The organism is Mesorhizobium monacense, from assembly GCF_056781675.1.
The window spans coordinates 3905206-3928169 of the sequence record NZ_CM165567.1 but is presented as its reverse complement, the minus strand read 5'-3'; the positions used below and the strand labels follow the sequence as shown (position 1 = coordinate 3928169).

Below are 22964 nucleotides of genomic sequence, written 5' to 3'. Positions count from 1 at the left end.
TATGAGTATCAAATAGCTCATACGTCGCGTATGTCAATTGGCATACGAGACGTATGTTAATAGGGCCAGAGCCATGCACAGACCCCGCAAGGAGATGATCGCCGAGACGCGCGCCAAGTTGATCACCGCGGCCCGCCATGCCTTCGGCACGATCGGCTATGCGGAAGCCTCGATGGATGATTTCACTGCCTCGGCCGGGCTGACGCGCGGCGCGCTCTATCATCACTTCGGTGACAAGAAGGGACTGCTGCAGGCGGTCATTGCCGAGATCGACGGCGAGATGGCGGCGCGGGTCAATGAGGCGGCGGCGCTGGCGCCGACCCGCTGGCAGCACTTTGTCGACGAATGCACCACCTATATCGAGATGGCGCTGGAGCCGGAAATCCAGCGCATCATGTTCCGCGACGGTCCGGCGGTGCTCGGCGATCCGGCACAGTGGGCGAACGCCAATGCGTGCGCGGCTTCAATCACCAATCACCTGACCAGGCTGCAGGAGGAGGGCGTGGTCGTAGCCGACCTCGACCCCGAGACCGCCGCACGGCTGATCAACGGCGCGAGCAGCCAGGCGTCTCAGCGGATCGCCAATTCACAAGACCCCGAGGCGACGTCGAAGAAGGTGGTGGCGGCCTTCAAGCAGCTGCTCGAAGGCTTGCTCAAAAAAGACTGACAGGCCCGCCGACCGCGCTGGTCGCCCAAGGCTGTGCACTGCTCCCGAGATTGACAATCGCCGACCGAGGTTCATCCTTTCCGCCCATCTCTGAGGCGGGAGATTCGGGGCATGTGGGACTTCAGCATCGGCAGGTCGGTGTCCATCATGATCAGGACATGGCCCTTCATCGTCTTCCGCATGATCGTCTATTTCGGCATCACGCTGGCCTACATCATGGCCACCGGCACCGGCGCCAGTGTCGGCTACGGCGTCGGCCACATCTCGACCGACCCGGATGGACCGCTGTCCTTTGCGCTGTGGGGCGGCGTGGTCGGCTTCGGCGTCGTTTCGATCGCCGTCTACTGGATCCGCGAATACATCCTCTACATCGTCAAGGCCGGCCATATCGCGGTCATGGTCCACCTGATCGATGGCCAGGACGTGCCTGGCGGGCAGGACCAGATCTCCTATGCCAGGGCCGTGGTGACCGAGCGTTTCGCCGAGGCCAATGTGCTGTTCGTGCTCGACCAGCTGGTCAAGGGCGCCATCCGCGCCATCACCGGCCTGATCGGCGGCATCGCCGCCTTCCTGCCCATTCCGGGCCTGAGCGGCCTGGTCAGCTTCATCAACACCGTCATCCGCATGTCGCTGACCTACGTCGACGAGATCATCCTCGGCTACAACATCCGCATCAATTCCACCTCGCCCTTCGAGACGGCCAGGCAAGGCATCGTGCTCTACGCACAGAACGGCAAGACCATGGTCAAGAACGCGATCTGGCTGTCGGTGATCATGTGGGGCGTGTCCCTCGTTATCTTCCTGCTGATGCTGGCGCCCGCCGGCGCCATCCTCTGGTTCATGCCGGGCCAGCTCGGCGGCTGGGCCTTCGTGATGGCCATCGTCTTCGCCTGGGCCTTCAAGGCCGCCTTCATCGAGCCCTTCGCCATCGCTTCGCTGATGCAGGTCTATTTCAGCACCATCGAGGGCCAGGTGCCCAATCCCGACTGGGACCGGCGGCTGTCGGAAGCCTCCTCGAAATTCAGGGAACTCAAAGACAAGGCGCTGGCCTCGTTCGGCGGCTCGCGCTGGACCCAGCCGGCACCCAATAATTAATAGCCCCACCCAATCCCTGTTGAACATTGCGCGACGAAGGCGCGAAAACATGGTCAAAGCGCCCGTACGCGCCTATATCGGGGCATGGTCACCAGGCTCTACACCCATCCGATCTTCCTCGAACACCTGACGCCATCGGGCCATCCGGAGCGGCCAGACCGCTTGCGCGCCATAGAGCGCGTGCTCGACGACGAGGCCTTTGCCGCGCTCGATCGCGTCAAGGCGCCTGAAGGCGACGAGGCAACCATCCTTTATGCGCATCCCGAGGATTTCGTCGCGCGGGTCCGCGCCGCGATCCCCGAGACCGGCATCGTCTCGATCGACGCCGACACCAGCGCCAGCCCCAAAAGCTGGCAGGCAGCGGTGACGGCGATCGGCGCGGCCAATGCCGCCGTCGACGACGTCTTCGAGGGCCGCGCCGCCAATGCCTTCGTCGCCGCGCGGCCGCCCGGCCACCATGCCGAGAAGACCACGGCAATGGGCTTTTGCCTGTTCAATACCGCGGCGATCGCGGCGCGTTACGCGCAAAGGAAGCATCAGGCCGAGCGCGTCGCCGTCGTCGACTGGGACGTCCACCACGGCAACGGCACCCAGGACATTTTTTGGGACGATCCGTCGGTGCTTTATTGCTCGACGCACCAGATGCCGCTCTATCCCGGCACTGGCGCGAAGAACGAAACCGGCGCCGGCAACATCGTCAACGCGCCGCTGGCGCCGCAGACCGGCAGCGAGGTGTTTCGCGATGCCTTCCTGTCGCGCGTCCTGCCGGCGCTCGACGATTTCGCCCCCGACCTGATCATAATTTCCGCCGGTTTCGACGCGCACCATCGCGATCCGCTGGCCGAGATCAACCTGACCGAGGAGGATTTCGACTGGGCGACGGGCCAGTTGATGGAGCGCGCAGGGCGCCACAGCGGCAACCGGCTCGTCAGCCTGCTCGAGGGCGGCTACGATCTGCAGGGATTGGCATTTTCGGTCGCCGCCCATGTCGGGCGGCTGATGAAGGGATAGGGTATGGCAGGCGAAGGCAGCGACGACGTCAAGGCGATGAGCTTCGAGCAGGCGCTCGACGCGCTGGAAAAGATCGTCGACGATCTGGAGCGCGGCGACGTGCCGCTCGACCAGTCGATCCGCATTTACGAGCGCGGCGAGGCGCTGAAGGCGCATTGCGACCGGCTGCTGAAGGCGGCAGAAGACAAGGTCGAGAAGATCAGGCTGTCGCGCGACGGCAAGCCGGTGGGAACGGAGCCGCTCGACGCGGACTAGGAATTGGAAGGGCTGGGCGAGGATAGCAGGTAAGGAGTTCAAGCGATGTGCAGAAACATCAAGACCCTGTTCAATTTCGATCCGCCGGCGACCCATGACGAGATCCGCGATGCCGCGCTCCAGTTCGTGCGCAAATTGAGCGGGACGACGCGGCCCTCGAAGCGCAACCAGGAGGCCTTCGACCGCGCCGTCGATGCGATTGCCGAATCGGCGCACGAACTGCTCCATTCGCTTGAAACCACGCATCATCCGCGCAATCGCGAGGAGGTGGCGGCCAAGGCAAAGGCCAAATCCGCACTCCGTTTCGCCTGAGGAGGTTCCATGAGTTTCTTTCCCGGCAACGATCCTTCGCCCGGCGATGCTTTCGCCTGCGACCAGATCGAGCTGATGGTCATTCCGAATGCCAAGGACATTGGCGGTTTCCAGGTTCGCCGTGCCTTGCCAACCGCCAGGCGCCGGCTGGTCGGTCCCTTCATCTTCTTCGACCGCATGGGCCCGGCCATTTTGCGGGCCGACCAGGCGCTCGACGTGCGCCCGCATCCGCATATCGGCCTGTCGACGGTAACCTATCTGTTCGACGGCAAGATCAGGCATCGCGATTCGCTCGGCACCGAAATGGTGATCGAGCCCGGCGACGTGAACCTGATGACTGCCGGCCGCGGCATCGTTCATTCCGAGCGCACGCCGGAGGAATTGCGCGGCGCGCCGATGTCGATCTCCGGCTTGCAGACCTGGCTGGCACTGCCCGACAGCAAGGAGGAGGTCGCCCCGGCCTTCGAGAACACCGCCGCCCTTCATTTGCCCGAGATCGATGCCGAAGGCGTCAGCGGCCGCGTCGTCATCGGCGCGCTTTCCGGGCTGCGATCGCCGGTCACCACGTCCTCGGACACGCTCTATGCCGACCTCAGGCTGACGCCTGGCGCCAGTGTGAAGATCCCCGCCGATGCCGAGGAACGCGCCATTTACACGCTGGAAGGCGAGGTTTCGATCTCCAGTGACCGTTTCCCGGCGGAGCGGCTGCTTGTGTTCCGGCCCGGCGACGAGATCGTCGTGTCGTCGGAGAAGGGCGCCCATTTCATGCTGTTCGGCGGCGCCTCGCTCGGCTCCAAGCGCTACATCTGGTGGAATTTCGTTTCGTCGTCGAAGGAACGCATCGAACAGGCAAAAGAAGAATGGAAGACCGGCCGCTTCGATATCGTTCCTGGAGATGAGGAAGAGTTCATTCCGTTACCGGACAATTAACGCCAGAGCTACCCGCGTCACTGACACGCATTTACATTCGCCGTCCGGCGGCATATTTCGCCCATGATCGACGCCCATGAACATCAGGTTTCAGCAGGCCCCTTAACAGTGAACGCAACGCTGCATACGCCGCTTCTCGACAAGGTCCGCATTCCGGCCGACCTGCGCACGCTTGACGAAGGCCAGTTGCCGCAGCTCGCTTCGGAACTACGCATCGAGCTGATCGACGCCGTCTCGCACACTGGCGGCCATCTCGGCGCCGGCCTTGGCGTGGTCGAACTGACGGTGGCGCTGCACTATGTCTTCAACACGCCGGACGATCGGCTGATCTGGGATGTCGGCCACCAGGCCTATCCGCACAAGATCCTGACCGGACGCCGCGACCGCATCCGCACGTTGCGTCAGGAGGGCGGCCTTTCCGGCTTCACCCGCCGCGCCGAGAGCGAATACGACCCGTTCGGCGCCGCCCACTCCTCGACCTCGATCTCTGCCGGCCTCGGCATGGCGATGGCGCGCGACCTGTCGGGTGGCCGCAACAACGTCATCGCCGTCATCGGCGACGGCGCCATGTCGGCCGGCATGGCCTATGAAGCGATGAACAATGCCGGTGCGCTCGACGCCCGCCTGATCGTCATCCTCAACGACAACGACATGTCGATCGCGCCGCCGACCGGTGCGATGAGCGCCTATCTGGCGCGTCTGGCTTCGGGCAAGGCCTATCTCGGCCTGCGCGATTTCGGCAAGAAGCTGACCTCCTACCTCGGCAAGCGCGCCGATCGCGCCATCACCAGGGCGGTCGAACACGCGCGCGGCTACGTCACCGGCGGCACGCTGTTCGAGGAGCTTGGCTTCTACCACATCGGCCCGATCGACGGGCACAATCTCGAGCACCTGATCCCGGTGCTGAAGAACGTCCGCGACAATGGCGACGGCCCGGTGCTGATCCATGTCGTGACCCAGAAGGGCAAGGGCTATGGCCCGGCCGAGGCCGCCGCCGACAAATATCACGGCGTCAACAAGTTCGACGTCATCACCGGCGCACAGGCCAAGGCGCCGGCCAACGCGCCGAGCTACACCAAGGTCTTCGCCGAAAGCCTGGTCCAGGAAGGCCGCGAGGACGACCGTATCGTCGCTGTCACCGCCGCCATGCCGAACGGCACCGGCCTCGACCTGTTCGGCGAGGCGTTCCCGTCCAGGACCTTCGACGTCGGCATTGCCGAGCAGCACGCCGTGACCTTCGCCGCCGGTCTCGCCACCGAAGGCTACAAGCCCTTCGCCGCCATCTATTCGACCTTCCTGCAGCGCGCCTACGACCAGGTCGTCCACGACGTGGCGATCCAGAAGCTGCCGGTGCGCTTTCCCATCGACCGCGCCGGTTTTGTCGGCGCCGACGGCGCCACCCATTGCGGCGCCTTCGACACCACCTTCCTGGCAACGCTGCCGGGCTTCGTCGTCATGGCAGCGGCGGACGAGGCGGAGCTGCGCCACATGGTGCGGACCGCCGCGCACTATGATGACGGCCCCATCGCCTTCCGCTATCCGCGCGGCAATGGCGTTGGCGTCGACATGCCGGAACGCGGCTCCGTGCTCGAAATCGGCAAGGGCCGCATCGTCAGGGAAGGCACCAAGGTGGCGCTGCTGTCCTTCGGCACGCGGCTGCAGGACTGTCTGCTGGCGGCCGAGGAGCTTGGTGCCGCCGGTCTTTCCACCACTGTCGCCGACGCCCGCTTCGCCAAGCCGCTCGACGAGGATCTGATCCGCCGGCTCGCCCGCTCGCACGAGGTTCTGGTGACGGTGGAGGAGGGCGCCGTCGGCGGCTTCGCCAGCCACGTGCTGCAGTTCCTTGCCCATGAAGGCTTGCTCGAAAGCGGACTCAAGGTGCGTCCGCTGGTGCTGCCGGACGATTTCACCGACCACGCCAAGCCCGAGAAGATGTATGCCGACGCCGGGCTGGATTCGGCCGGCATCGTGCGCACCGTCTTTGCCGCGCTCGGCCACACCGCGCACGCGCAGCGCGCCTGAATCAAAACCTCAAGCCTCTGAATCAGCTTGCCGGCTTGCGGCTGTAACGCCCTGTTTACGCTGCCATTTGCCGTTTTGCTTACGCTGTCTTTTGGCCGTTTCTCAACGCCGCCCTGCTACAAGGCTGTCCGGCAGGGGGACGACGAAAAATGAAAACGCTTTTGTATGGCATGGCCCTTTCGGCCGTCATCGCAGCACCTGCGATGGCCGAAACGCGCTACGACCGCAATCTCGAAAAGGCGGCGATGGACATCGTCGCCGGCAAGATCGGCGGCATCCGCGGCGGCTTTCCTACAAGCAACGGCCGCAATTCGTCGTCGTGCCGGAGACTGTCGCAGCGCCGGCAGTTCCTGCCGAGCGTCCGGGCAGGCAGGCTTCCGGCGACCCCAATGACGGTCTGGCGCCGGCCGTCGAACGGCCGGTTTCGCGAACCATCTTCTAGATCTGCGGCTTCCAACATCCTTGCGTTCATCACCGGCTTTCGCCATGAAGGCCGATGAACTCCCCTTTGCCAGCCAGCGCGCGCCAGCGGCTCGACGAAGTGCTCGTCGAACGCGGCCTGTTCGCCAGCCGCTCGCGTGCCCGCGACGCGATCGAGCGCGGCACGGTGACGGTCGATGGCACCATCGCCCGCAAGTCTGGCCAAACCGTCCCGCCGCAATGCCTGATCGCGATCGACGACCCGGCACAGGGGTATGTGTCTCGCGCGGCGCTGAAGCTGATCGCCGGGCTCGACCATTTCGGTCTCGACCCGGCCGGCAGCGAAGCGCTCGACATCGGCGCCTCGACCGGCGGCTTCTCCCAGGTGCTGCTCGAACGCGGCGCGGCGCATGTCACGGCGATCGATGTCGGCCGCGGCCAGATACATCCCGACATCGCAGGCGATCCACGCGTGACGGTCATCGAGGGCCTCAATGCCCGCGACCTCACCGTCGCCGATCTCGGCGGTCGCATTCCGGGTTTCATCGTCTGCGATGTCAGCTTCATTTCGCTGAAGCTGGCGCTGCCGTCGGCGCTCGCATTGGCCGGCAGCGGCGCCCGCGCGGTGCTTCTGGTCAAGCCGCAATTCGAGGCCGGCCGCGCGGCGATCGGCAAGGGCGGCCTGCTCAAGGATCCCTATGACGCCGCCCGCGTTGCCGGCGTGCTGCAAGACTGGTTCGACAGCATGCCCGGTTGGCGCTCGCTGGGGCTGCATCTGTCGCCGATCGAGGGCGGCGACGGCAATCGCGAATTCCTGCTTGGTGGGATCAAGGATCGATGAGCGCGCGCTTCACCATCGCAAGGCTGGGCTCGCAAGGCGATGGCGTCGCCGCGACCGAAACCGGCGAGGTCTTCATTCCCTTCACGCTGCCGGGCGAGATTGTGACTGCCGCGCGCGAAAAGGATCGCGCCACGCTTATGTCTGTGCTGGAGGCTTCACGGCTGAGGATCGATCCAGCCTGCCGGCATTTCACCGAATGCGGCGGCTGCGCCGTCCAGCATCTGGAGGCCGAAGCCTACCGCCGGTGGAAGCGCGACAAGGTCGTGCATGCGCTGAAAAGCAAGGGCATAGCCGGCGACATCGGCGCCTTGGTGCCGTGCGCGCCGGCGACGCGCCGCCGCGTCGTCTTCTCCGCCAGGCGCACCGAGGCCGGCATGCGGCTGGGCTTCGTGCGCGCGCTGTCGTCGGAAATCATTGCCATCGAGGAATGTCCGATCTCGCTGCCGGTGATCGTCGCCGCGCTCGATCGTCTGAAAAAACTCGCCGAGCTGGTCTGCGCCACCACCAAATCGTTCCATATGACGGTGACGGTCACCGGGTCCGGCCTCGACGTCGCGATCCACGAATCCGGCAAGCTCGGCGAGAACCAGCGTCGCATCGCTTCGAACTTCGTCATTGCGGAGGGGTTGGCCAGGCTGTCGGTCGACGGCGAGATCATCGTCGAGCCGAAGAAGCCGACAGTGCAGTTCGGAACCGTGGCGGTCGCGGTGCCGCCGGGCGCATTCCTGCAGGCCACCGAGGCTGCAGAGCAAACCATGGCCGATATCGTCGGCCAGCATCTGTCACGCGCAAAAAAGGTCGCCGACCTTTTTGCCGGCTGTGGCAGCTTCGCGCTGCGCCTGGCCGCGAAGTCGGAGGTCCACGCGGCGGAAGGCGATACGGCGGCGCTTTCTGCACTCGACCGCGCCTTCCGTTTCGCCACTGGCCTGAAGCGGGTTACCAGCGAACGCCGCGACCTGTTCCGGCGGCCGCTCACCTTCAAGGAGTTGAATGCCTTCGATGGCCTTGTCTTCGACCCGCCCCGCGCCGGCGCCGAGGACCAGTCGAAGCAGATCGCTCGCTCCGACGTGCCGTTCGTCGCCGCCGTTTCGTGCAATCCGGTGACGCTGGCACGGGATTTGCGCATCCTCATCGATGGTGGCTACACCTTGAAAAGTGTCACGCCGATCGACCAGTTCCTGTGGTCGCCGCATGTCGAGGCTGTGGCGCTGCTGGAGAAGCCGAGGAAGAGACGGTAGGTCAGTCGCGAGTATGGCGGCGTCGTGCTTCCGCGAGCACACCCGCTTCCATTTCTCTCAAGGTCTTCGGCTTGCCTCTGTTGGGCAGGGAGGTCGCGTTATGGGAAAGACCGGGGGAGGTTGTGTGACCTGGCTCTCGGTCGAAATGGTGACGACGAACTTTCTCCTGTGGCCATCGCATCAAACCCGCGTGCCACCCACCGTCATCTGGTTCATCCTGAGATGCGGCTGACCGACGCCGACCGGCACGCCCTGTCCGGCCTTGCCGCACATGCCGATGCCGTTGTCGAGCTTCATATCGTTGCCGACCATGCTGACGCGGTGCATGGCGTCCGGTCCGTTGCCGATCAGCATGGCGCCCTTGATCGGCTGCGTCACCTTGCCGTTCTCGATCATGTAGGCCTCTGTGCAGCCGAACACGAACTTGCCCGAGGTGATATCGACCTGGCCGCCGCCGAACGAAACGGCATAGATGCCGTTCCTGACCGAGGCGATGATCTCGTCCGGTTCCATGTCGCCCGAGGTCATGTAGGTGTTGGTCATGCGCGGCATCGGCTGATGCGCATAGCCTTCGCGCCTTCCGTTGCCGGTCGCCTTCATGCCCATCAGCCGGGCGTTCTGGCGATCCTGCATGTAGCCGACCAATTTGCCGTCTTCGATCAGCACGTTGCGGGCCGAGGGCGTGCCTTCGTCGTCGACGGTCAGCGAGCCGCGCCGTTCGGCAATGGTCCCGTCATCGACGACGGTGACGCCTTTGGCCGCCACTTGCTGGCCCATCAGGCCGGCAAAGGCCGAGGTCTTCTTGCGGTTGAAATCGCCCTCGAGCCCGTGTCCGACGGCCTCGTGCAGCATGACACCCGGCCAGCCGCTGGAGAGCACGATGTCGAATGTGCCGGCCGGCGCCGGAACCGCCTCGAGATTGACCAGCGCCTGGCGCAGCGCTTCCTTGGCGGCATGCTTCCAGCTCTCCTCGACGAGGAACTCGCCGAACGCCTTGCGCCCGCCCATGCCGTAGGAGCCGCTCTCCTGGCGGTCGCCGCTGCCGACGACCACGGAGACATTGATGCGGACCAGCGGGCGGATATCGCGCACCATCTGGCCGTCGGCGCGCACGATCTCGACATGCTGCCACGAGGCGGCGAGCGAGGCCGTGACTTGGCGCACGCGAGAATCCTCGGCGCGCAGCCAGGCATCGATTTCCTGCAGCAGCTTGGCCTTGGTCTCGAAGGAAGGCGAGGGGATCGGGTTCTCCTCGCCATAGAGATGGCGGTTGGTGCGTGCGGGCGCTGCCGCGAGCGTGCCGGAATAGCCGCCCTTGACCGTCGAAACGGCGTCGGCCGCGCGCAGCAGCGAGGCTTCCGAAAGATCGCTCGAATGCGCATAGCCGCTGGCCTCGCCGGCAACCGCGCGCAGACCAAAACCCTGGTCGGTGTTGAAGTTGGCGGTCTTCAGCCGGCCATTGTCGAACATCAGCGCTTCGCTCTCGCTGTATTCGAGGAACAGCTCGCCGTCGTCGGCGCCGTTGATGGTTTCGGCGACGATGCGCTTGATGCGATCGTCGGAAATGTCGAATTGGCCGATCAGGCTGTTCATGGCAGGTCCGTCCGCAGGAGGATTGGGCGTTTTCCCCGATGTAGGCGCGAAGGCGTGCCGAGACAATCGGCAATGGCGCCAATCACAATGACGTCAGACAGCGGGCGCCAAACGCAATGACGATATTCTTCGCCGCTCAGGGCAGCGCGGCAAAACCGTCGGCAAAGCCCTTGAGGTCGACGGGAATGCCGATGCCTTCTTCGGGCGTTTGGAAGACGATGAAAGTGGCAGACGTGCCGGTCTTCAGCGTGTCGAGCAGCGGCTTTTCGAGAATGACCTCGGCATAGCAGCCGTCCTGGAAGCAGCGCACGAAATAGGCGCGGCCGATATCCTTGCCGTCGACATTGAGGCCGAGCCCGTTGGGCAGCAGCACGCCAAGCGGCGCCAGCACGCGCAGGATCTCCGCCTTGTTGTCGGCGGTGCGCAGCACGACCACCGACAGCCCCATCTCCGGACGGTCCTCGGCAACGACGTTCTGCATCATCACGCATTGTTCTGATGTCGCTCCGGCAGGCGTATCGCAGATGATCGACCACGCGCCATGCGTCGAGCGCACCGTGCCGCTTGGCTGCGCGGCATTGGCCGAACCGATGCCTGACAGGCCGGTACCAAACAGGGCGGCAAGAAAAATGGCCCTAGCCAAAGTTCTCGAACACCCAAGTTTTGAAAGCCAAGAGTTCATGACGGCTCCATTGCGAATCACGGCACTTTAAGCCGCGCCAAGGCCAAGTAAAGGACGAGACCGTCGCCCGTCCGTCCGGACACCTGCAATAATGCGCTTTTCCAAGCCAAATTCGCCCGAATTGCGACCGCCCGGCGGATAGTGCGAAGCATTCCGGAAAGTAACGGTTGCCGTCCATGCGTCATCGATCGACGAAGGCCTCATGCCGCCAAAAGCGACGGCCGAGGCTTGCGCGCAAAAATGCCGCACGGTTTCGGCCGCTCCTTTCTTGCGGAGGGAAATAGAGTATGGTTTGAACCACCCTTGGGACTGTCCGGGATTCCCATCCCGGCGTGGTTCGTTATTCTTGCGGTCCGATCGCGAGGAACTGGGAGATGATGAGGGCGATGAGAAAATTCCTAGCTGGCGCCAAGTCTCTAGCAAGCGCCAAGTCTCTAGCAAGCGCGGGAGCCGCCGCCATGGTCATGGCTGGTGCGAGTGCCGCCAATGCGGCCCAGCCCCAGCCGTGGGAGATCGGTTTCCAGCCGCCCGCAACCGACATGATGCGGCAGATCGAGTGGTTCGGGAACTATACGATGTGGTTCATCGTCCCGATCACCGTCCTGGTGCTTGTTCTGCTCGCCGTCTGCATCTGGAAATTCCGCGCAAGCGTGAACCCGGTCCCTTCGCAGACCAGCCACAACACGCTGATCGAAGTGATCTGGACTGTCGGCCCGGTCGTTATCCTGCTCTTCATCGCCATCCCTTCGTTCCAGTTGCTGACCGCGCAATACACGCCGCCGGAAGAAGCCAAGCTGACCATCAAGGCGACTGGAAACCAGTGGAACTGGGACTATGAGTACCAGGTCGACAAGACGCTTTCCTTCAACTCGGCCATCCTTCAGGACGGCGATCGCAAGGCCGCCGGCAAGGAAGATCGCCAGGTCTATCCGCGCCTGCTCGCCGTCGACAACGAGATGGTGGTGCCGGTCAACACCATGACCCGCGTGCTGGTCACCGCAACCGACGTCATCCATTCCTTTGCCATGCCCGCCTTCGGCATCAAGATGGACGCGGTTCCCGGACGCACCAACGAAACCTGGTTCAAGGCGGAAAAGGAAGGCCTCTACTACGGCCAGTGCTCGCAGCTCTGCGGCAAGGACCACGCCTTCATGCCGATAGCGATCCGCGTCGTCTCCGATGCGCAGTACAACACCTGGCTGACGGCAGCCAAGACCGACCTTCCTGGTGCCAACAAGGCGCTGATGGCCGAGGTCGACGGCACAAACAAGGTTGCGGCCGCCGGCAACTGATGCCGCGACCGAAATAAGATCAGGGAACGGAGCCGAACATGGCAGACGCTGCAGCTCACGACGATCACGACCACAAGCCGTATCACGGCTGGGTCCGGTGGGTGTATTCGACCAACCACAAGGATATCGGTACGCTCTATCTGATCTTCGCGATCTTCGCGGGCATCGTCGGCGGCGCCCTGTCGGTCGTCATCCGCATGGAGCTGCAGGAGCCGGGCATTCAGATCTTCACCGGTCTGGCGCAGATGGTCTACGGCATGAACGGCGATGCCGCGATCGACGGCGGCAAGAGCATGTACAACGCCTTCGGCACCGCGCACGCGCTGATCATGATCTTCTTCATGGTCATGCCGGCGCTGATCGGCGGCTTTGCCAACTGGATGGTGCCGATCATGATCGGCGCGCCTGACATGGCCTTCCCGCGCATGAACAACATCTCGTTCTGGCTGCTGCCGCCGGCCTTCATCCTGCTGATCGCCTCGGCCTTCATGCCGAGCGCGCCGGGGGCCTACGGCGTCGGTGGTGGCTGGACGCTCTACCCGCCGCTGTCGACCTCGGGCCAGCCCGGGCCGGCCATGGATCTGGCGATCCTGTCGATCCACATTGCCGGTGCGTCGTCGATCCTCGGCGCCATCAACTTCATCACCACCATCTTCAACATGCGCGCGCCTGGCATGACGCTGCACAAGATGCCGCTGTTTGCCTGGTCGGTGCTGATCACCGCCTTCCTGCTGCTCTTGTCGCTGCCGGTTCTGGCCGGCGGCATCACCATGCTGCTCACCGACCGCAATTTCGGCACCACCTTCTTCGCGCCGGACGGCGGCGGCGACCCGATCCTGTTCCAGCATCTGTTCTGGTTCTTCGGTCACCCGGAAGTCTACATCCTGATCCTGCCGGGCTTCGGCATCATCAGCCACATCGTCTCGACCTTCTCGAAGAAGCCGGTGTTCGGCTATCTCGGCATGGCCTATGCCATGGTCGCCATCGGTGCGGTGGGCTTCATCGTCTGGGCGCACCACATGTACACGACCGGCCTGTCGCTCGACACGCAGCGCTATTTCGTCTTCGCCACGATGGTCATCGCGGTGCCGACGGGCGTGAAGATCTTCTCCTGGATCGCGACGATGTGGGGCGGGTCGATTTCGTTCAAAACGCCGATGCTGTGGGCGCTGGGCTTCATCTTCCTGTTCACCATCGGCGGCGTCACCGGCGTCCAGCTGGCCAATGCCGGCCTCGACCGCTCGCTGCATGACACCTATTTCGTCATCGCCCACTTCCACTACGTGCTGTCGCTGGGCGCGGTCTTCGCCATCTTCGCCGGCTGGTACTACTGGTTCCCGAAGATGACCGGCTATATGTACTCTCCGGTCATCGCCAACACCCACTTCTGGGTCACCTTCGTCGGCGTCAACCTGATCTTCTTCCCGCAACACTTCCTCGGTCTCGCCGGCATGCCGCGTCGCACCATCGACTATCCGGACGCGTTTGCCGGTTGGAACTGGGTGTCGTCCATGGGGTCCTATATCTCGGCCGTCGGCGTGATGATCTTCCTCTATGGCGTGTTCGAAGCCTTCCAGAAGAAGCGGATCGCCGGCGCCAACCCATGGGGAGAGGGTGCAACGACGCTGGAATGGCAGCTGCCTTCGCCGCCGCCGTTCCACCAGTGGGAACAGCTGCCGAAGATCAAGTAAGCGGCTGCCCGCGAATACGAAACCGCCGGCACGCCGGCGGTTTTGGCCAACGGAATGATGGACTTAAGTACGCATGGCCCTTGTCGACAAACCATTGATTGACGAAGCGGGCTTTCGCATGTCGGAAGCCACCGCAGGCGATTTCTTCGCCCTGCTGAAGCCGCGCGTCATGTCGCTGGTGGTGTTCACGGCCTTTGTCGGGCTGGTCGCGGCGCCCGTGACCATCAACCCGCTGCTGGCGGTGATCGCGATCCTGTCGATTGCGATTGGCGCCGGCGCCTCGGGCGCGCTCAACATGTGGTATGACGCCGACATAGATGCGGTCATGACCAGGACAGCAAGCCGCCCCGTCCCTGCCGGCCGCATCCAGCCCGGCGAGGCGCTGACCTTCGGCCTGGTGCTCTCGGTGCTGTCGGTGATGACGCTCGGCGTCCTCGTCAACTGGCTGTCGGCCAGCCTGCTGGCCTTCACCATCTTCTTCTACGCCGTCATCTACACGATGTGGCTGAAGCGCTGGACGCCCCAGAACATCGTCATTGGCGGTGCCGCCGGCGCCATTCCGCCTGTGATCGGCTGGGCCGCGGTGACCGGCACGGTCAGCCTCGAAAGCCTTGTCCTGTTCCTGATCATCTTCCTGTGGACGCCGCCGCATTTCTGGGCGCTGGCCCTCTTCAAGTCCGAGGACTATGCCAGGGCCGGCATCCCGATGATGCCGAACGTTGCCGGCCAGGCTTCGACCCGGCGCCAGATCTTCGCCTACGCGCTGATCCTGGCGCCTGTCGGCGTGCTGCCATGGGTCCTCGGCTTCACCACGCCGGCCTATGGCATCGCCGCGCTGCTGCTCGGCGCAGGCTTCGTCTGGTATGCATGGAAGGTGCTGCGCATGAGCGACGGCGACCGCGAGATGAAGCCGGCCAAGGCATTGTTCGGCTACTCGCTGCTCTACCTCTTCGCCATCTTCGCCATCTACCTTGCCGACAGCGTCGTCAGTCGCGCGCTTGCGATCGGCGGAGCATGATCATGGTCGACAAGAAACTCGAACTCATCACGATGACGGAACGCCAGAAGAAAGCCCAGCGCAACCGCTCCGCCGCCATTGGTTTGGCGCTGGCGGTGCTTGTCGTCATCTTCTACGTCGCCACCATCGTGAAATTCGGCCATACCGGCGGCGCGGCGATGTGAGGCCGAAGATGACCCGCCAGACAGTCACCGATCCCGCAAAGAAGAACACCAACCGCATTGTTGCGGGCGTCTGCATTACCTTCTTCACCGGCATGATCGGCATGGCCTACGCCGCCGTGCCGCTCTATGCGATGTTCTGCCAGGCGACCGGTTATGGCGGCACGACCAAACGCGCCACGCAGCAATACGCGAACCGCGTGCTCGACCGCGATGTCGCCATCCGCTTCGATGCCAACACCGCGGGCGTTCCCTGGCAATTCCAGCCGGTCACCCGTTCGATCACCATAAAGATCGGTGAGACGGTCCAGGCGCACTACACCGCGACCAACAAGTTCGACCGCCCCGTTACCGGCCGCGCGACCTTCAACGTGCAGCCGGAACTCGCAGGCCCCTACTTCAACAAGGTGGAGTGCTTCTGCTTCACCGACACGACGCTGAAGCCCGGCGAGACGCTGGACATGCCGGTCGTGTTCTACGTGGATCCCGACATCGTCAACGTGCCGGAACTGAAGGACTTGAAGACCATCACCCTGTCCTACACCATGTTCCCGGTCGAAAAGAACAAGCCGGTCGCGTCGTCAGCGCCGGCCGCAAGCAGCAACAAAGTTCCAGATACCGAAGCAAATCTCGGGGGTTGATATGGCCGACGCGCACGCAAGACCACAGCATGACTACCATCTCGTCGACCCGAGCCCGTGGCCCTTCCTGGGCTCCATCGGCGCGCTGGTGACCGCTATCGGCGGCGTCGCTTATATGCAGTATCTCAAGGCCGGCGATTTCCCGATCTTCGGCTACAACATCGCCAATCCGTGGCTGTTCTTCATCGGCCTCCTGATCGTCATATACACGATGTTCGCCTGGTGGTCGGACACCATCAAGGAAGCGCATGAGGGCCATCACACCCGCGTCGTGTCGCTGCATCTGCGCTACGGCATGATCATGTTCATCGCTTCGGAAGTGATGTTCTTCGTCGCCTGGTTCTGGGCCTTCTTCGACGCCAGCCTGTTTCCCGGCGAGGTCCAGAATTACGCCCGCACCACCTTCACCGGCGGCGTCTGGCCGCCGAAGGGCATCGAGGTCCTCGATCCCTTCCACCTGCCGCTCTACAACACCATCATCCTGCTTCTGTCGGGCACGACGGTCACCTGGGCGCATCATTCGCTGCTTCACGGCGACCGCAAGGGGCTGATCAACGGCCTGGTACTCACCGTCGGCCTCGGCATGCTGTTCACCATGGTGCAGGCCTACGAGTACATGCACGCGCCGTTCGGCTTCAAGGATTCCATCTATGGCGCCACCTTCTTCATGGCGACCGGCTTCCATGGTTTCCATGTCATCATCGGCACCATCTTCCTGGCTGTATGCCTGGTGCGCGCCATGAAGGGCGACTTCACCCCGAAGCAGCATTTCGGCTTCGAGGCGGCGGCCTGGTACTGGCACTTCGTCGACGTGGTCTGGCTGTTCCTGTTCAGCGCGGTCTATGTCTGGGCCTCGAACGGCGCGCTGATCGAAGGCCACTGACAGCTTTCGCTCGGAAATCGACAAGGCGGCCGCGGTAACGTGGCCGCCTTCTTCATTTCGGCATAATCATCGTCGATCGATGGCCGATGCGTTCGAGACACTTTTTTGTCACTTGTGCCGGCTTTGCCGCGGCAGTCCCAGCCTTCGCAAGCGAACGCGTCGATCTGGTCCGCGTCGACAAGTCGGAGCGGCGGCTGGAACTGGTCGGCGATGGCAAAATATTGCGCACCTACGGCATCGCTCTGGGTGGCGACCCTGTCGGGCAAAAGCACAGGGAAGGTGACCAGCGCACGCCGGAGGGGCGCTATTTGCTGGATTGGCGCAACCCCAACAGCATTGCCCACAAGTCGATCCACATCTCCTATCCGAATACCGAGGAGATGGCGGCTGCGAAGGCGGCCGGCGTCGACCCCGGCGGCATGATCATGATCCATGGCCAGCCCAACGGCTATGGCTGGTGGAGCTGGCTGCTTCAATTGGTCGACTGGACCGACGGCTGCATTGCCGTTACGGACTCCGATATGAATGAAATCTGGGCCATGGTGGCCGATGGAACGCCAATTGAGATCGGGCCGTAAAGCATGAGCGACGACAAGGCGATCTGGCCACCCATCGAGCCGATCTCGGCCGGCCTGCACGGCCGCTGTCCGCGCTGCGGTGAGGGACGGCTGTTTTCCGGGTTCCTGACCGTCGGCAAGCGCTGCATGAATTGTGGCCTGGACTATTCCTATGCCGATGCCGGCGATGGACCGGCGGTGTTCGTCATCCTGATCATCGGCTTCATCGTCGTCGGGCTGGCGCTGTGGGTGGAGGTGACGCTGAGCCCGCCACTGTGGCTGCATCTGCTGGTCTGGATACCGCTGGCGCTGGTGCTGTGCCTGACGGCGCTCAGGCTGATCAAGGGCGTGCTGTTGACGCTGCAATACGCCAACAAGGCGGCTGAGGGGCGGCTGGACCGCGACGAATGAGCGAGGCTTCGGCCAAGAGTGTCGGCCGTTCGCGGCCGAAGACGGCATTGCTGCTCGGCCTCGGCCTGGTGGTGTTCGTCATCCTGCTGGCGCTCGGCACTTGGCAGATGCAGCGCCTGCACTGGAAGGAAGGTCTTCTCCAGACCATAGACCAGCGCACGCATTCGGCGCCGCGGCCGCTGGCCGAGGTCGAAAGTCAGTTCGCTTCCTCTGGTGATGTCGACTACACGCCGGTGACGGTGTCAGGCACTTTCCTGCACCAGGGTGAGCGGCATTTTTATTCGACCTGGGACGGTGCTGCCGGTTTTGACGTCATCACGCCGCTGCAACTGGATGATGGCCGTTTCGTGCTGATCAATCGCGGCTTCGTGCCTTATGACCTGAAGGACGCCACCAAGCGACAGCAAGGGCAGGTGGCGGGCAAGGTGACGGTGACCGGACTTGCCCGCAACCCGCTGCCCGCGAAGCCGTCGATGATGGTTCCCGACAATGATATCCAGAAGAACATTTTCTACTGGAAGGATCGCGATGTGATGGCGGCGAGCGCCGGCCTGCCTGGCGCAGCCCGCCTGGTGCCGTTCTTCATCGATGCCGACAAGACGCCAAACCCCGGCGGCCTGCCGGTTGGCGGCGTCACCATCATCGACCTGCCGAACAGCCATCTGCAATATGCTTTCACCTGGTACGGCCTTGCCGCTGCCCTTGCCGGCGTCCTCATCTTCAGGCTTCGCCGTCCGGCGAAAGCGGAATGATCGTTGCCGCCGCCCTTGACAGGGCAGGGGTGCGCACCTCATTTCGGCTCTGAACAACCGGCCCGGATTCATGCTTCACACCACGACCAAGCCCCCACTGACGATAAGGCTCTGCCAGCCGCGTGGCTTTTGCGCCGGCGTCGACCGCGCCATCCAGATCGTCGTGCTGGCGCTGAAGAAATACGGCGCGCCGGTCTATGTCCGCCACGAGATCGTCCACAACCGCTATGTCGTCGAGGGCCTGCAGAGCCTGGGTGCCGTCTTTATCGAGGAACTCTCGGAAATTCCGGCCGAGCATCGTCAGAGCCCGGTGGTGTTTTCGGCGCATGGCGTGCCGAAATCGGTGCCGGCCGATGCGCAGGCCCGCAACCTGTTCTATCTCGACGCCACCTGTCCGCTGGTCTCCAAGGTCCACAAGCAGGCAATGCGCCACCAGCGCCTCGGCCGCCACGTGCTTTTGATCGGCCATGCCGGGCATCCCGAAGTGATCGGCACCATGGGCCAACTGCCGGACGGCGCCGTCACGCTGATCGAGACCGAGGCGGACGCTGCGAAGCTTGCGCCTGCCGATCCCGAGGCACTCGGCTTCGTCACCCAGACGACGCTGTCGGTCGAGGACACCGCCGGCATCATCCGGGCATTGCAGGATCGCTTTCCCGCTCTGCATGCGCCGGCTGCGGAATCGATCTGCTACGCCACCACCAACCGCCAGGAGGCGGTCAAGGAGACCGCAGCCGGTGCCGATCTCTATCTGATCGTCGGCGCGCCCAACTCCTCCAATTCGCGCCGTCTTGTCGAGGTCGCGGAACGCGCCGGTGCCAAGATGTCGCTTCTCGTGCAGCGCGCTTCTGAAATTCCGTGGAATGACATCGCCGGCATCTCGACGCTTGGCCTGTCGGCTGGCGCGTCGGCGCCGGAAATCATCGTCGACGAAATCATCGATGCCTTCCGCCAGCGCTTCGATGTGACCATCGATCTGGCGATCACGGCAACGGAAACGGAGGACTTTCCGGTCATGCGGGTTTTGCGCGATGTCGAACTGACGAAGGCCGACATGGCTTTCGTCAACGGAGCCGCGTGAACAGCCCATGGCGGTCTACACCGACGTCAGCGAGGGCGAGCTCGGCACGTTCCTGCAGGCCTATCCGGTCGGCGAACTCCTGTCCTACAAGGGCATTGCCGAAGGCACCGAGAATTCGAATTTCCTGCTGCACACGACGAGCGGTTCCTACATCCTGACGCTTTACGAGAAGCGCGTCGACAAGGCCGACCTGCCGTTCTTTCTGGGCTTGATGGGCCATCTCGCCAGAAAGGGCATTTCGTGCCCGCTTCCGGTGACCGCGCATGACGGCACCGTCATCGGTGCGCTGGCCGGCCGCCCGGCGGTCATCATCACCTTCCTCGAGGGCCTGTCGCTGCGGCGGCCGACTGCGGCGCATTGCGGCGAGGTTGGCAAGGCACTGGCCGAACTGCATCTTGCCGGCCAGGATTTTTCCATGACCCGCCCGAATGCGCTTGCCATCGATGGCTGGCGCAAGCTGTGGAACGCCTCCCATGCCCGCGCCGACGAAGTCGAGCCGGGGCTGGCGGCGGAGGTCGATGCCGATTTCGCCGATTTCGAACGCAACTGGCCGAAGGACCTGCCGCAAGGCATCATCCATGCCGACCTTTTTCCCGACAATGTCTTCTTCCTCGGCGAGAAACTCTCCGGGCTGATTGACTTCTATTTCGCCTGCGACGACCTCTATGCCTATGACGTCGCCACCTGTCTCAATGCCTGGTGCTTCGAGAAGGATTTTTCGTTCAACCTGACCAAGGGCACCGCGCTGCTGGCCGGTTACCAGAGCGTGCGGCCCCTGAGCGGCGAGGAGAAGGCCGCGCTGCCGATCCTGGCGCGGGGATCGGCGCTGCGCTTCATGCTGACCCGCCTCTATGACTGGCTGACCATTCCGAATGGCGGGCTGGTCATGAAACGTGACCCGACCGAGTATATCCGCCGCATGCGCTTCCACCGAGCGATCAAATCTCCTTCCGAATACGGGCTGACATGACCGACATGACCAAGCGTGTTGAAATCTTCACCGACGGCGCCTGTTCGGGCAATCCGGGCCCCGGCGGGTGGGGAGCGATCCTGCGCTTCAACGGCAAAACCAAGGAACTGTCGGGCGGCGAGGCCGAGACGACCAACAACCGCATGGAGTTGCTCGCTGCCATCTCGGCGCTCAATGCGCTGAAGGAGCCGTGCGCGGTCGACCTGCACACCGACAGCAAATACGTCATGGACGGCATTTCCAAGTGGATCCATGGCTGGAAGAAGAACGGCTGGAAGACCGCCGACAAGAAGCCGGTCAAGAATGGCGAACTCTGGCAGGCGCTGGACGAGGCCAACAGGCGCCATCAGGTGACCTGGAACTGGGTCAAGGGCCATGCCGGCCATATCGAGAACGAGCGCGCCGACGAATTGGCGCGGGAAGGCATGGCGCCGTTCAAGAAGGGCCCGTCAAGGCCTACAGTGACGCCGCAGCCAGCTGCACAGGCAAAGCCGCAGGCGGTCGCAAAGGCGCGGCGTTCGACCCAGAGTTATTGAATTCGGGCGCGGATCCGCTGACTGGCAGAAAGACCTCCATCGTGCCTGTCGCATACTATATCACGCATCCCCAGGTTCAGATCGATGCTGGCATTCCGGTGCCGCAGTGGGGGCTATCCGACATCGGGCGAGCGAGAGCCTTTGCGATACTCGACCAGCCATGGATAGGGTCGATCCGGCGTATCGTGTCGTCAGGCGAACGCAAGGCGATAGAAACCGCCGAGATCCTCGCAAGGCATCTGCGCCTTGCGGTCGAGGTGAGGGACCGGATGCATGAGAACGACCGGTCGGCAACGGGTTTCCTGCCGCCGCCGGAGTTCGAAGCGGTTGCGGACCAGTTCTTCGCCAATCCACAAAGCAGCATTCGTGGATGGGAGCGGGCCATCGATGCCCAGCTTCGTATTGTATGCGAGGTCGAAGCCGTGCTCGGCGCAAACGGCGCCGACGATATTGTCTTCGTGGGCCATGGCGGCGTGGGAACGCTCCTGTTGCTGTCTCTCAGCGGTCGGGGTATCAGCCGCGAAGCGGATCAGCCCGCGGGCGGCGGCAACTACTTCGCCTACGATATCGGAGCGCGCCGCGTTCTCCACGGATGGCGGCCAATCGACAGGCCGGTGCAACTCGGTGCCAGCCAGTTCAGCTAGAGCAATTCCAGGAAAAGTGCGTAGCGGTTTTCCGTCCGGAATTGCGTAAAAACAAATACTTAGAGCGGACCTGCGATTCTATCAAAAGCAGAACCGCTCTCGCGGATCAGGAGCGCCGTGCCGTAGAGCCCAAGCGCGAACACCGTGTGCGATACCAGATTGAGCGCCCGGATCTGCATCGGGTTGGGGCGCTTTGAAGCCGCCCAGCCGGCACCCATGCCGGGCGCCAGCAGGAACCAGCCGGCGCCGACTGTCACCATGCCCAGGATGAAGGCCGGCAGGAAGGTCGGTGCGGCAAGCCACGCCGTTCCCGCCAGCAGGACCAGGATGATGCCGTAGGCGATGCCGACGGCATAGTGGAAGGCCCAGCCCAGCGCCACTTCATGTGCGTAGGGCGAGGCCTCCGCGATGTCGTCGTGAAACACCTTGTTTCTCAAGTGCCAGACCCAGCGGCCGACCGGTCCCCAGTTCGGCCGCGGCTGGGCAAAAGCCACATGAAGGAAGAAGGCCCAGATATCCATCAGCACCGTCGCGCCAATGCCGATCGCTACGCTGCGCCAGACAATATCGAACATCGCTGAGGTCCCCCAAAAGTGAAGATCCAGAAGCACCTACACCGCGGCCGTCACGCAAGGCGAACCTGACGGCCTTGGCCCGACTGCCGTCGAGCTCAGAGCTGGCCGAGAATGTGAGCCGCACCCGACTCGTCGACACCTGGCTTGGTCTCGATATTGAACGCGGTGACCTTGCCGTCGTCGACGATCATCGAAAAGCGCCTCGAGCGCAGCCCCATACCGTCGCTGGCGTAGTCGAGGCCGACCGCCTTGGCAAAATCGCCATTGCCGTCGGCGAGATAGAGGATCTTGCCCTCGCCGCCGGTGAAGCGCGCCCAGGCGCCCATGACATGCACATCGTTGACCGAGACGACCGCGATGGTGTCGACGCCACGCGCGAGGATAGCGTCACGGTTCTCCAGATAGCCGGGCAGGTGGTTGTTGCTGCAGGTCGGCGTGAAGGCGCCGGGAACGCCGAACAGCACGACCTTCTTGCCGGCAAAGATCTCGGCCGTCGTGACCAGCTTGGCGCCGTCGGCGGTCATCGTCTTGAAGGTCGCGTCGGGCAGCTTGTCGCCAACGGAGATGGTCATGAATGCCTCGTTCGATGTGTTGGGGAGGGACGTGTCCTTGCGATAGCGAAGTCAGGCGTCGCTCGCAACTGCCATGGCGCGCCTGGCGCAATGGATGTTGCAGTCTGCGCATCC

At 63.5% G+C, this 22964-nt stretch carries 27 protein-coding genes; 23 read left to right on the top strand and 4 right to left on the bottom strand.

The window, feature by feature from the left end; genetic code table 11:
- Positions 1-73 precede the first annotated feature (73 nt).
- The 10 genes from AC1RUK_RS19180 to AC1RUK_RS19135 all read left to right on the top strand — a co-directional run bounded on the left by AC1RUK_RS19180 (position 74) and on the right by AC1RUK_RS19135 (position 8791).
- A complete protein-coding gene (locus AC1RUK_RS19180; protein WP_436171544.1) occupies positions 74-667 on the top strand; it encodes a TetR/AcrR family transcriptional regulator in 594 nt (197 codons plus the stop codon).
- A 111-nt stretch (positions 668-778) separates the two neighbouring features.
- Complete coding sequence (locus AC1RUK_RS19175; RefSeq protein WP_481834362.1) at positions 779-1762, top strand: hypothetical protein; 984 nt, start codon at positions 779-781, stop codon at positions 1760-1762.
- Between the two features lie 84 nt (positions 1763-1846).
- Positions 1847-2773: a histone deacetylase family protein gene (locus AC1RUK_RS19170; RefSeq protein WP_436171546.1), complete on the top strand. Its 927-nt coding sequence runs from the start codon at positions 1847-1849 to the stop codon at positions 2771-2773.
- Positions 2774-2776: 3 nt separating this feature from the next.
- Positions 2777-3028, top strand: coding sequence for an exodeoxyribonuclease VII small subunit (locus tag AC1RUK_RS19165; RefSeq protein WP_481834363.1), 252 nt, complete (start codon positions 2777-2779; stop codon positions 3026-3028).
- 45 nt (positions 3029-3073) lie between these two features.
- Positions 3074-3340, top strand: coding sequence for a DUF2277 domain-containing protein (locus AC1RUK_RS19160; RefSeq protein WP_481834364.1), 267 nt, complete (start codon positions 3074-3076; stop codon positions 3338-3340).
- Between the two features lie 9 nt (positions 3341-3349).
- The gene (locus tag AC1RUK_RS19155) at positions 3350-4270 is read left to right on the top strand and encodes a pirin family protein (RefSeq protein ID WP_481834365.1); all 921 of its coding nucleotides are present in this window, start codon (positions 3350-3352) and stop codon (positions 4268-4270) included.
- A gap of 63 nt (positions 4271-4333) precedes the next feature.
- The gene (dxs, locus tag AC1RUK_RS19150; RefSeq protein WP_481834366.1) at positions 4334-6292 is read left to right on the top strand and encodes a 1-deoxy-D-xylulose-5-phosphate synthase; all 1959 of its coding nucleotides are present in this window, start codon (positions 4334-4336) and stop codon (positions 6290-6292) included.
- A gap of 149 nt (positions 6293-6441) precedes the next feature.
- Positions 6442-6792 (top strand): hypothetical protein, encoded by a 351-nt coding sequence (locus AC1RUK_RS19145; RefSeq protein WP_481834367.1) that lies wholly within the window; start codon positions 6442-6444, stop codon positions 6790-6792.
- Positions 6789-7553 (top strand): TlyA family RNA methyltransferase, encoded by a 765-nt coding sequence (locus AC1RUK_RS19140; protein ID WP_481834368.1) that lies wholly within the window; start codon positions 6789-6791, stop codon positions 7551-7553. Before AC1RUK_RS19145 ends, AC1RUK_RS19140 begins: the two co-directional genes overlap by 4 nt.
- Positions 7550-8791: a class I SAM-dependent RNA methyltransferase gene (locus tag AC1RUK_RS19135; RefSeq protein ID WP_481834369.1), complete on the top strand. Its 1242-nt coding sequence runs from the start codon at positions 7550-7552 to the stop codon at positions 8789-8791. Before AC1RUK_RS19140 ends, AC1RUK_RS19135 begins: the two co-directional genes overlap by 4 nt.
- 180 nt (positions 8792-8971) lie before the next feature.
- Here the strand turns inward: AC1RUK_RS19135 and tldD are convergent, their stop codons facing one another.
- Together tldD and AC1RUK_RS19125 are read right to left on the bottom strand one after the other, a co-directional pair.
- Entirely contained in the window at positions 8972-10384 is a 1413-nt protein-coding gene (gene tldD, locus AC1RUK_RS19130) for a metalloprotease TldD (protein ID WP_481834370.1), read from the bottom strand.
- A gap of 136 nt (positions 10385-10520) precedes the next feature.
- Positions 10521-11066, bottom strand: coding sequence for an invasion associated locus B family protein (locus AC1RUK_RS19125; protein ID WP_481834371.1), 546 nt, complete (start codon positions 11064-11066; stop codon positions 10521-10523).
- 458 nt (positions 11067-11524) lie between these two features.
- On the opposite strand from AC1RUK_RS19125, the gene coxB reads away from it, so the two are divergent.
- From coxB to AC1RUK_RS19060, 13 genes are all read left to right on the top strand, one after another.
- Positions 11525-12358, top strand: coding sequence for a cytochrome c oxidase subunit II (coxB, locus tag AC1RUK_RS19120; RefSeq protein WP_481834372.1), 834 nt, complete (start codon positions 11525-11527; stop codon positions 12356-12358).
- Between the two features lie 38 nt (positions 12359-12396).
- On the top strand, positions 12397-14049 hold the full coding sequence (ctaD, locus tag AC1RUK_RS19115; RefSeq protein WP_006206344.1) for a cytochrome c oxidase subunit I: 1653 nt from the start codon (positions 12397-12399) through the stop codon (positions 14047-14049).
- A 73-nt stretch (positions 14050-14122) separates the two neighbouring features.
- Positions 14123-15067 carry a heme o synthase gene (locus AC1RUK_RS19110; RefSeq protein WP_481834373.1) on the top strand — a complete coding sequence of 315 codons (945 nt, stop codon included), beginning with the start codon at positions 14123-14125 and terminating at the stop codon, positions 15065-15067.
- Between the two features lie 2 nt (positions 15068-15069).
- Positions 15070-15231: a cytochrome c oxidase system small membrane protein gene (locus tag AC1RUK_RS19105; protein WP_481840328.1), complete on the top strand. Its 162-nt coding sequence runs from the start codon at positions 15070-15072 to the stop codon at positions 15229-15231.
- A gap of 8 nt (positions 15232-15239) precedes the next feature.
- A complete protein-coding gene (locus tag AC1RUK_RS19100) occupies positions 15240-15869 on the top strand; it encodes a cytochrome c oxidase assembly protein (RefSeq protein WP_481834375.1) in 630 nt (209 codons plus the stop codon).
- 1 nt (position 15870) lies between these two features.
- Complete coding sequence (locus tag AC1RUK_RS19095) at positions 15871-16752, top strand: cytochrome c oxidase subunit 3 (protein WP_481834376.1); 882 nt, start codon at positions 15871-15873, stop codon at positions 16750-16752.
- Between the two features lie 86 nt (positions 16753-16838).
- On the top strand, positions 16839-17330 hold the full coding sequence (locus AC1RUK_RS19090; protein WP_481834377.1) for a L,D-transpeptidase family protein: 492 nt from the start codon (positions 16839-16841) through the stop codon (positions 17328-17330).
- 3 nt (positions 17331-17333) lie between these two features.
- Complete coding sequence (locus AC1RUK_RS19085; protein ID WP_481834378.1) at positions 17334-17720, top strand: DUF983 domain-containing protein; 387 nt, start codon at positions 17334-17336, stop codon at positions 17718-17720.
- A complete protein-coding gene (locus tag AC1RUK_RS19080) occupies positions 17717-18472 on the top strand; it encodes an SURF1 family protein (protein ID WP_481834379.1) in 756 nt (251 codons plus the stop codon). The genes AC1RUK_RS19085 and AC1RUK_RS19080 overlap by 4 nt, the downstream gene beginning before the upstream one ends.
- Positions 18473-18542: 70 nt before the next feature.
- Positions 18543-19553 (top strand): 4-hydroxy-3-methylbut-2-enyl diphosphate reductase, encoded by a 1011-nt coding sequence (gene ispH, locus AC1RUK_RS19075; RefSeq protein ID WP_481834380.1) that lies wholly within the window; start codon positions 18543-18545, stop codon positions 19551-19553.
- Between the two features lie 7 nt (positions 19554-19560).
- Entirely contained in the window at positions 19561-20523 is a 963-nt protein-coding gene (locus tag AC1RUK_RS19070; RefSeq protein ID WP_481834381.1) for a homoserine kinase, read from the top strand.
- 5 nt (positions 20524-20528) lie between these two features.
- Complete coding sequence (gene rnhA / locus AC1RUK_RS19065; RefSeq protein ID WP_481839455.1) at positions 20529-21059, top strand: ribonuclease HI; 531 nt, start codon at positions 20529-20531, stop codon at positions 21057-21059.
- Between the two features lie 41 nt (positions 21060-21100).
- Positions 21101-21703, top strand: coding sequence for a histidine phosphatase family protein (locus tag AC1RUK_RS19060; RefSeq protein ID WP_481834382.1), 603 nt, complete (start codon positions 21101-21103; stop codon positions 21701-21703).
- A 59-nt stretch (positions 21704-21762) separates the two neighbouring features.
- Here the strand turns inward: AC1RUK_RS19060 and AC1RUK_RS19055 are convergent, their stop codons facing one another.
- Entirely contained in the window at positions 21763-22278 is a 516-nt protein-coding gene (locus AC1RUK_RS19055) for a DUF2938 domain-containing protein (RefSeq protein WP_481834383.1), read from the bottom strand.
- A gap of 95 nt (positions 22279-22373) precedes the next feature.
- Positions 22374-22850, bottom strand: coding sequence for a peroxiredoxin (locus tag AC1RUK_RS19050; RefSeq protein WP_481834384.1), 477 nt, complete (start codon positions 22848-22850; stop codon positions 22374-22376).
- Positions 22851-22964 lie beyond the last annotated feature (114 nt).

What these genes read in the sequence shown, in the direction of transcription:
- ctaD (WP_006206344.1), top strand. Translation starts at nt 12,397, where the DNA reads ATGGCAGACGCTGCAGCTCACGACGATCACGACCACAAGCCGTATCAC.
- AC1RUK_RS19070 (WP_481834381.1), top strand. Translation starts at nt 19,561, where the DNA reads ATGGCGGTCTACACCGACGTCAGCGAGGGCGAGCTCGGCACGTTCCTG.
- AC1RUK_RS19080 (WP_481834379.1), top strand. Translation starts at nt 17,717, where the DNA reads ATGAGCGAGGCTTCGGCCAAGAGTGTCGGCCGTTCGCGGCCGAAGACG.
- AC1RUK_RS19140 (WP_481834368.1), top strand. Translation starts at nt 6,789, where the DNA reads ATGAACTCCCCTTTGCCAGCCAGCGCGCGCCAGCGGCTCGACGAAGTG.
- AC1RUK_RS19105 (WP_481840328.1), top strand. Translation starts at nt 15,070, where the DNA reads ATGGTCGACAAGAAACTCGAACTCATCACGATGACGGAACGCCAGAAG.
- dxs (WP_481834366.1), top strand. Translation starts at nt 4,334, where the DNA reads ATGATCGACGCCCATGAACATCAGGTTTCAGCAGGCCCCTTAACAGTG.
- AC1RUK_RS19160 (WP_481834364.1), top strand. Translation starts at nt 3,074, where the DNA reads ATGTGCAGAAACATCAAGACCCTGTTCAATTTCGATCCGCCGGCGACC.
- AC1RUK_RS19100 (WP_481834375.1), top strand. Translation starts at nt 15,240, where the DNA reads ATGACCCGCCAGACAGTCACCGATCCCGCAAAGAAGAACACCAACCGC.
- AC1RUK_RS19180 (WP_436171544.1), top strand. Translation starts at nt 74, where the DNA reads ATGCACAGACCCCGCAAGGAGATGATCGCCGAGACGCGCGCCAAGTTG.
- AC1RUK_RS19170 (WP_436171546.1), top strand. Translation starts at nt 1,847, where the DNA reads ATGGTCACCAGGCTCTACACCCATCCGATCTTCCTCGAACACCTGACG.
- AC1RUK_RS19155 (WP_481834365.1), top strand. Translation starts at nt 3,350, where the DNA reads ATGAGTTTCTTTCCCGGCAACGATCCTTCGCCCGGCGATGCTTTCGCC.
- AC1RUK_RS19125 (WP_481834371.1), bottom strand. Translation starts at nt 11,066, where the DNA reads ATGAACTCTTGGCTTTCAAAACTTGGGTGTTCGAGAACTTTGGCTAGG.
- AC1RUK_RS19090 (WP_481834377.1), top strand. Translation starts at nt 16,839, where the DNA reads ATGCGTTCGAGACACTTTTTTGTCACTTGTGCCGGCTTTGCCGCGGCA.
- AC1RUK_RS19095 (WP_481834376.1), top strand. Translation starts at nt 15,871, where the DNA reads ATGGCCGACGCGCACGCAAGACCACAGCATGACTACCATCTCGTCGAC.
- AC1RUK_RS19110 (WP_481834373.1), top strand. Translation starts at nt 14,123, where the DNA reads ATGGCCCTTGTCGACAAACCATTGATTGACGAAGCGGGCTTTCGCATG.
- AC1RUK_RS19175 (WP_481834362.1), top strand. Translation starts at nt 779, where the DNA reads ATGTGGGACTTCAGCATCGGCAGGTCGGTGTCCATCATGATCAGGACA.
- AC1RUK_RS19165 (WP_481834363.1), top strand. Translation starts at nt 2,777, where the DNA reads ATGGCAGGCGAAGGCAGCGACGACGTCAAGGCGATGAGCTTCGAGCAG.
- AC1RUK_RS19055 (WP_481834383.1), bottom strand. Translation starts at nt 22,278, where the DNA reads ATGTTCGATATTGTCTGGCGCAGCGTAGCGATCGGCATTGGCGCGACG.
- AC1RUK_RS19145 (WP_481834367.1), top strand. Translation starts at nt 6,442, where the DNA reads ATGAAAACGCTTTTGTATGGCATGGCCCTTTCGGCCGTCATCGCAGCA.
- AC1RUK_RS19050 (WP_481834384.1), bottom strand. Translation starts at nt 22,850, where the DNA reads ATGACCATCTCCGTTGGCGACAAGCTGCCCGACGCGACCTTCAAGACG.
- AC1RUK_RS19085 (WP_481834378.1), top strand. Translation starts at nt 17,334, where the DNA reads ATGAGCGACGACAAGGCGATCTGGCCACCCATCGAGCCGATCTCGGCC.
- ispH (WP_481834380.1), top strand. Translation starts at nt 18,543, where the DNA reads ATGCTTCACACCACGACCAAGCCCCCACTGACGATAAGGCTCTGCCAG.
- rnhA (WP_481839455.1), top strand. Translation starts at nt 20,529, where the DNA reads ATGACCAAGCGTGTTGAAATCTTCACCGACGGCGCCTGTTCGGGCAAT.
- tldD (WP_481834370.1), bottom strand. Translation starts at nt 10,384, where the DNA reads ATGAACAGCCTGATCGGCCAATTCGACATTTCCGACGATCGCATCAAG.
- AC1RUK_RS19135 (WP_481834369.1), top strand. Translation starts at nt 7,550, where the DNA reads ATGAGCGCGCGCTTCACCATCGCAAGGCTGGGCTCGCAAGGCGATGGC.
- coxB (WP_481834372.1), top strand. Translation starts at nt 11,525, where the DNA reads ATGGTCATGGCTGGTGCGAGTGCCGCCAATGCGGCCCAGCCCCAGCCG.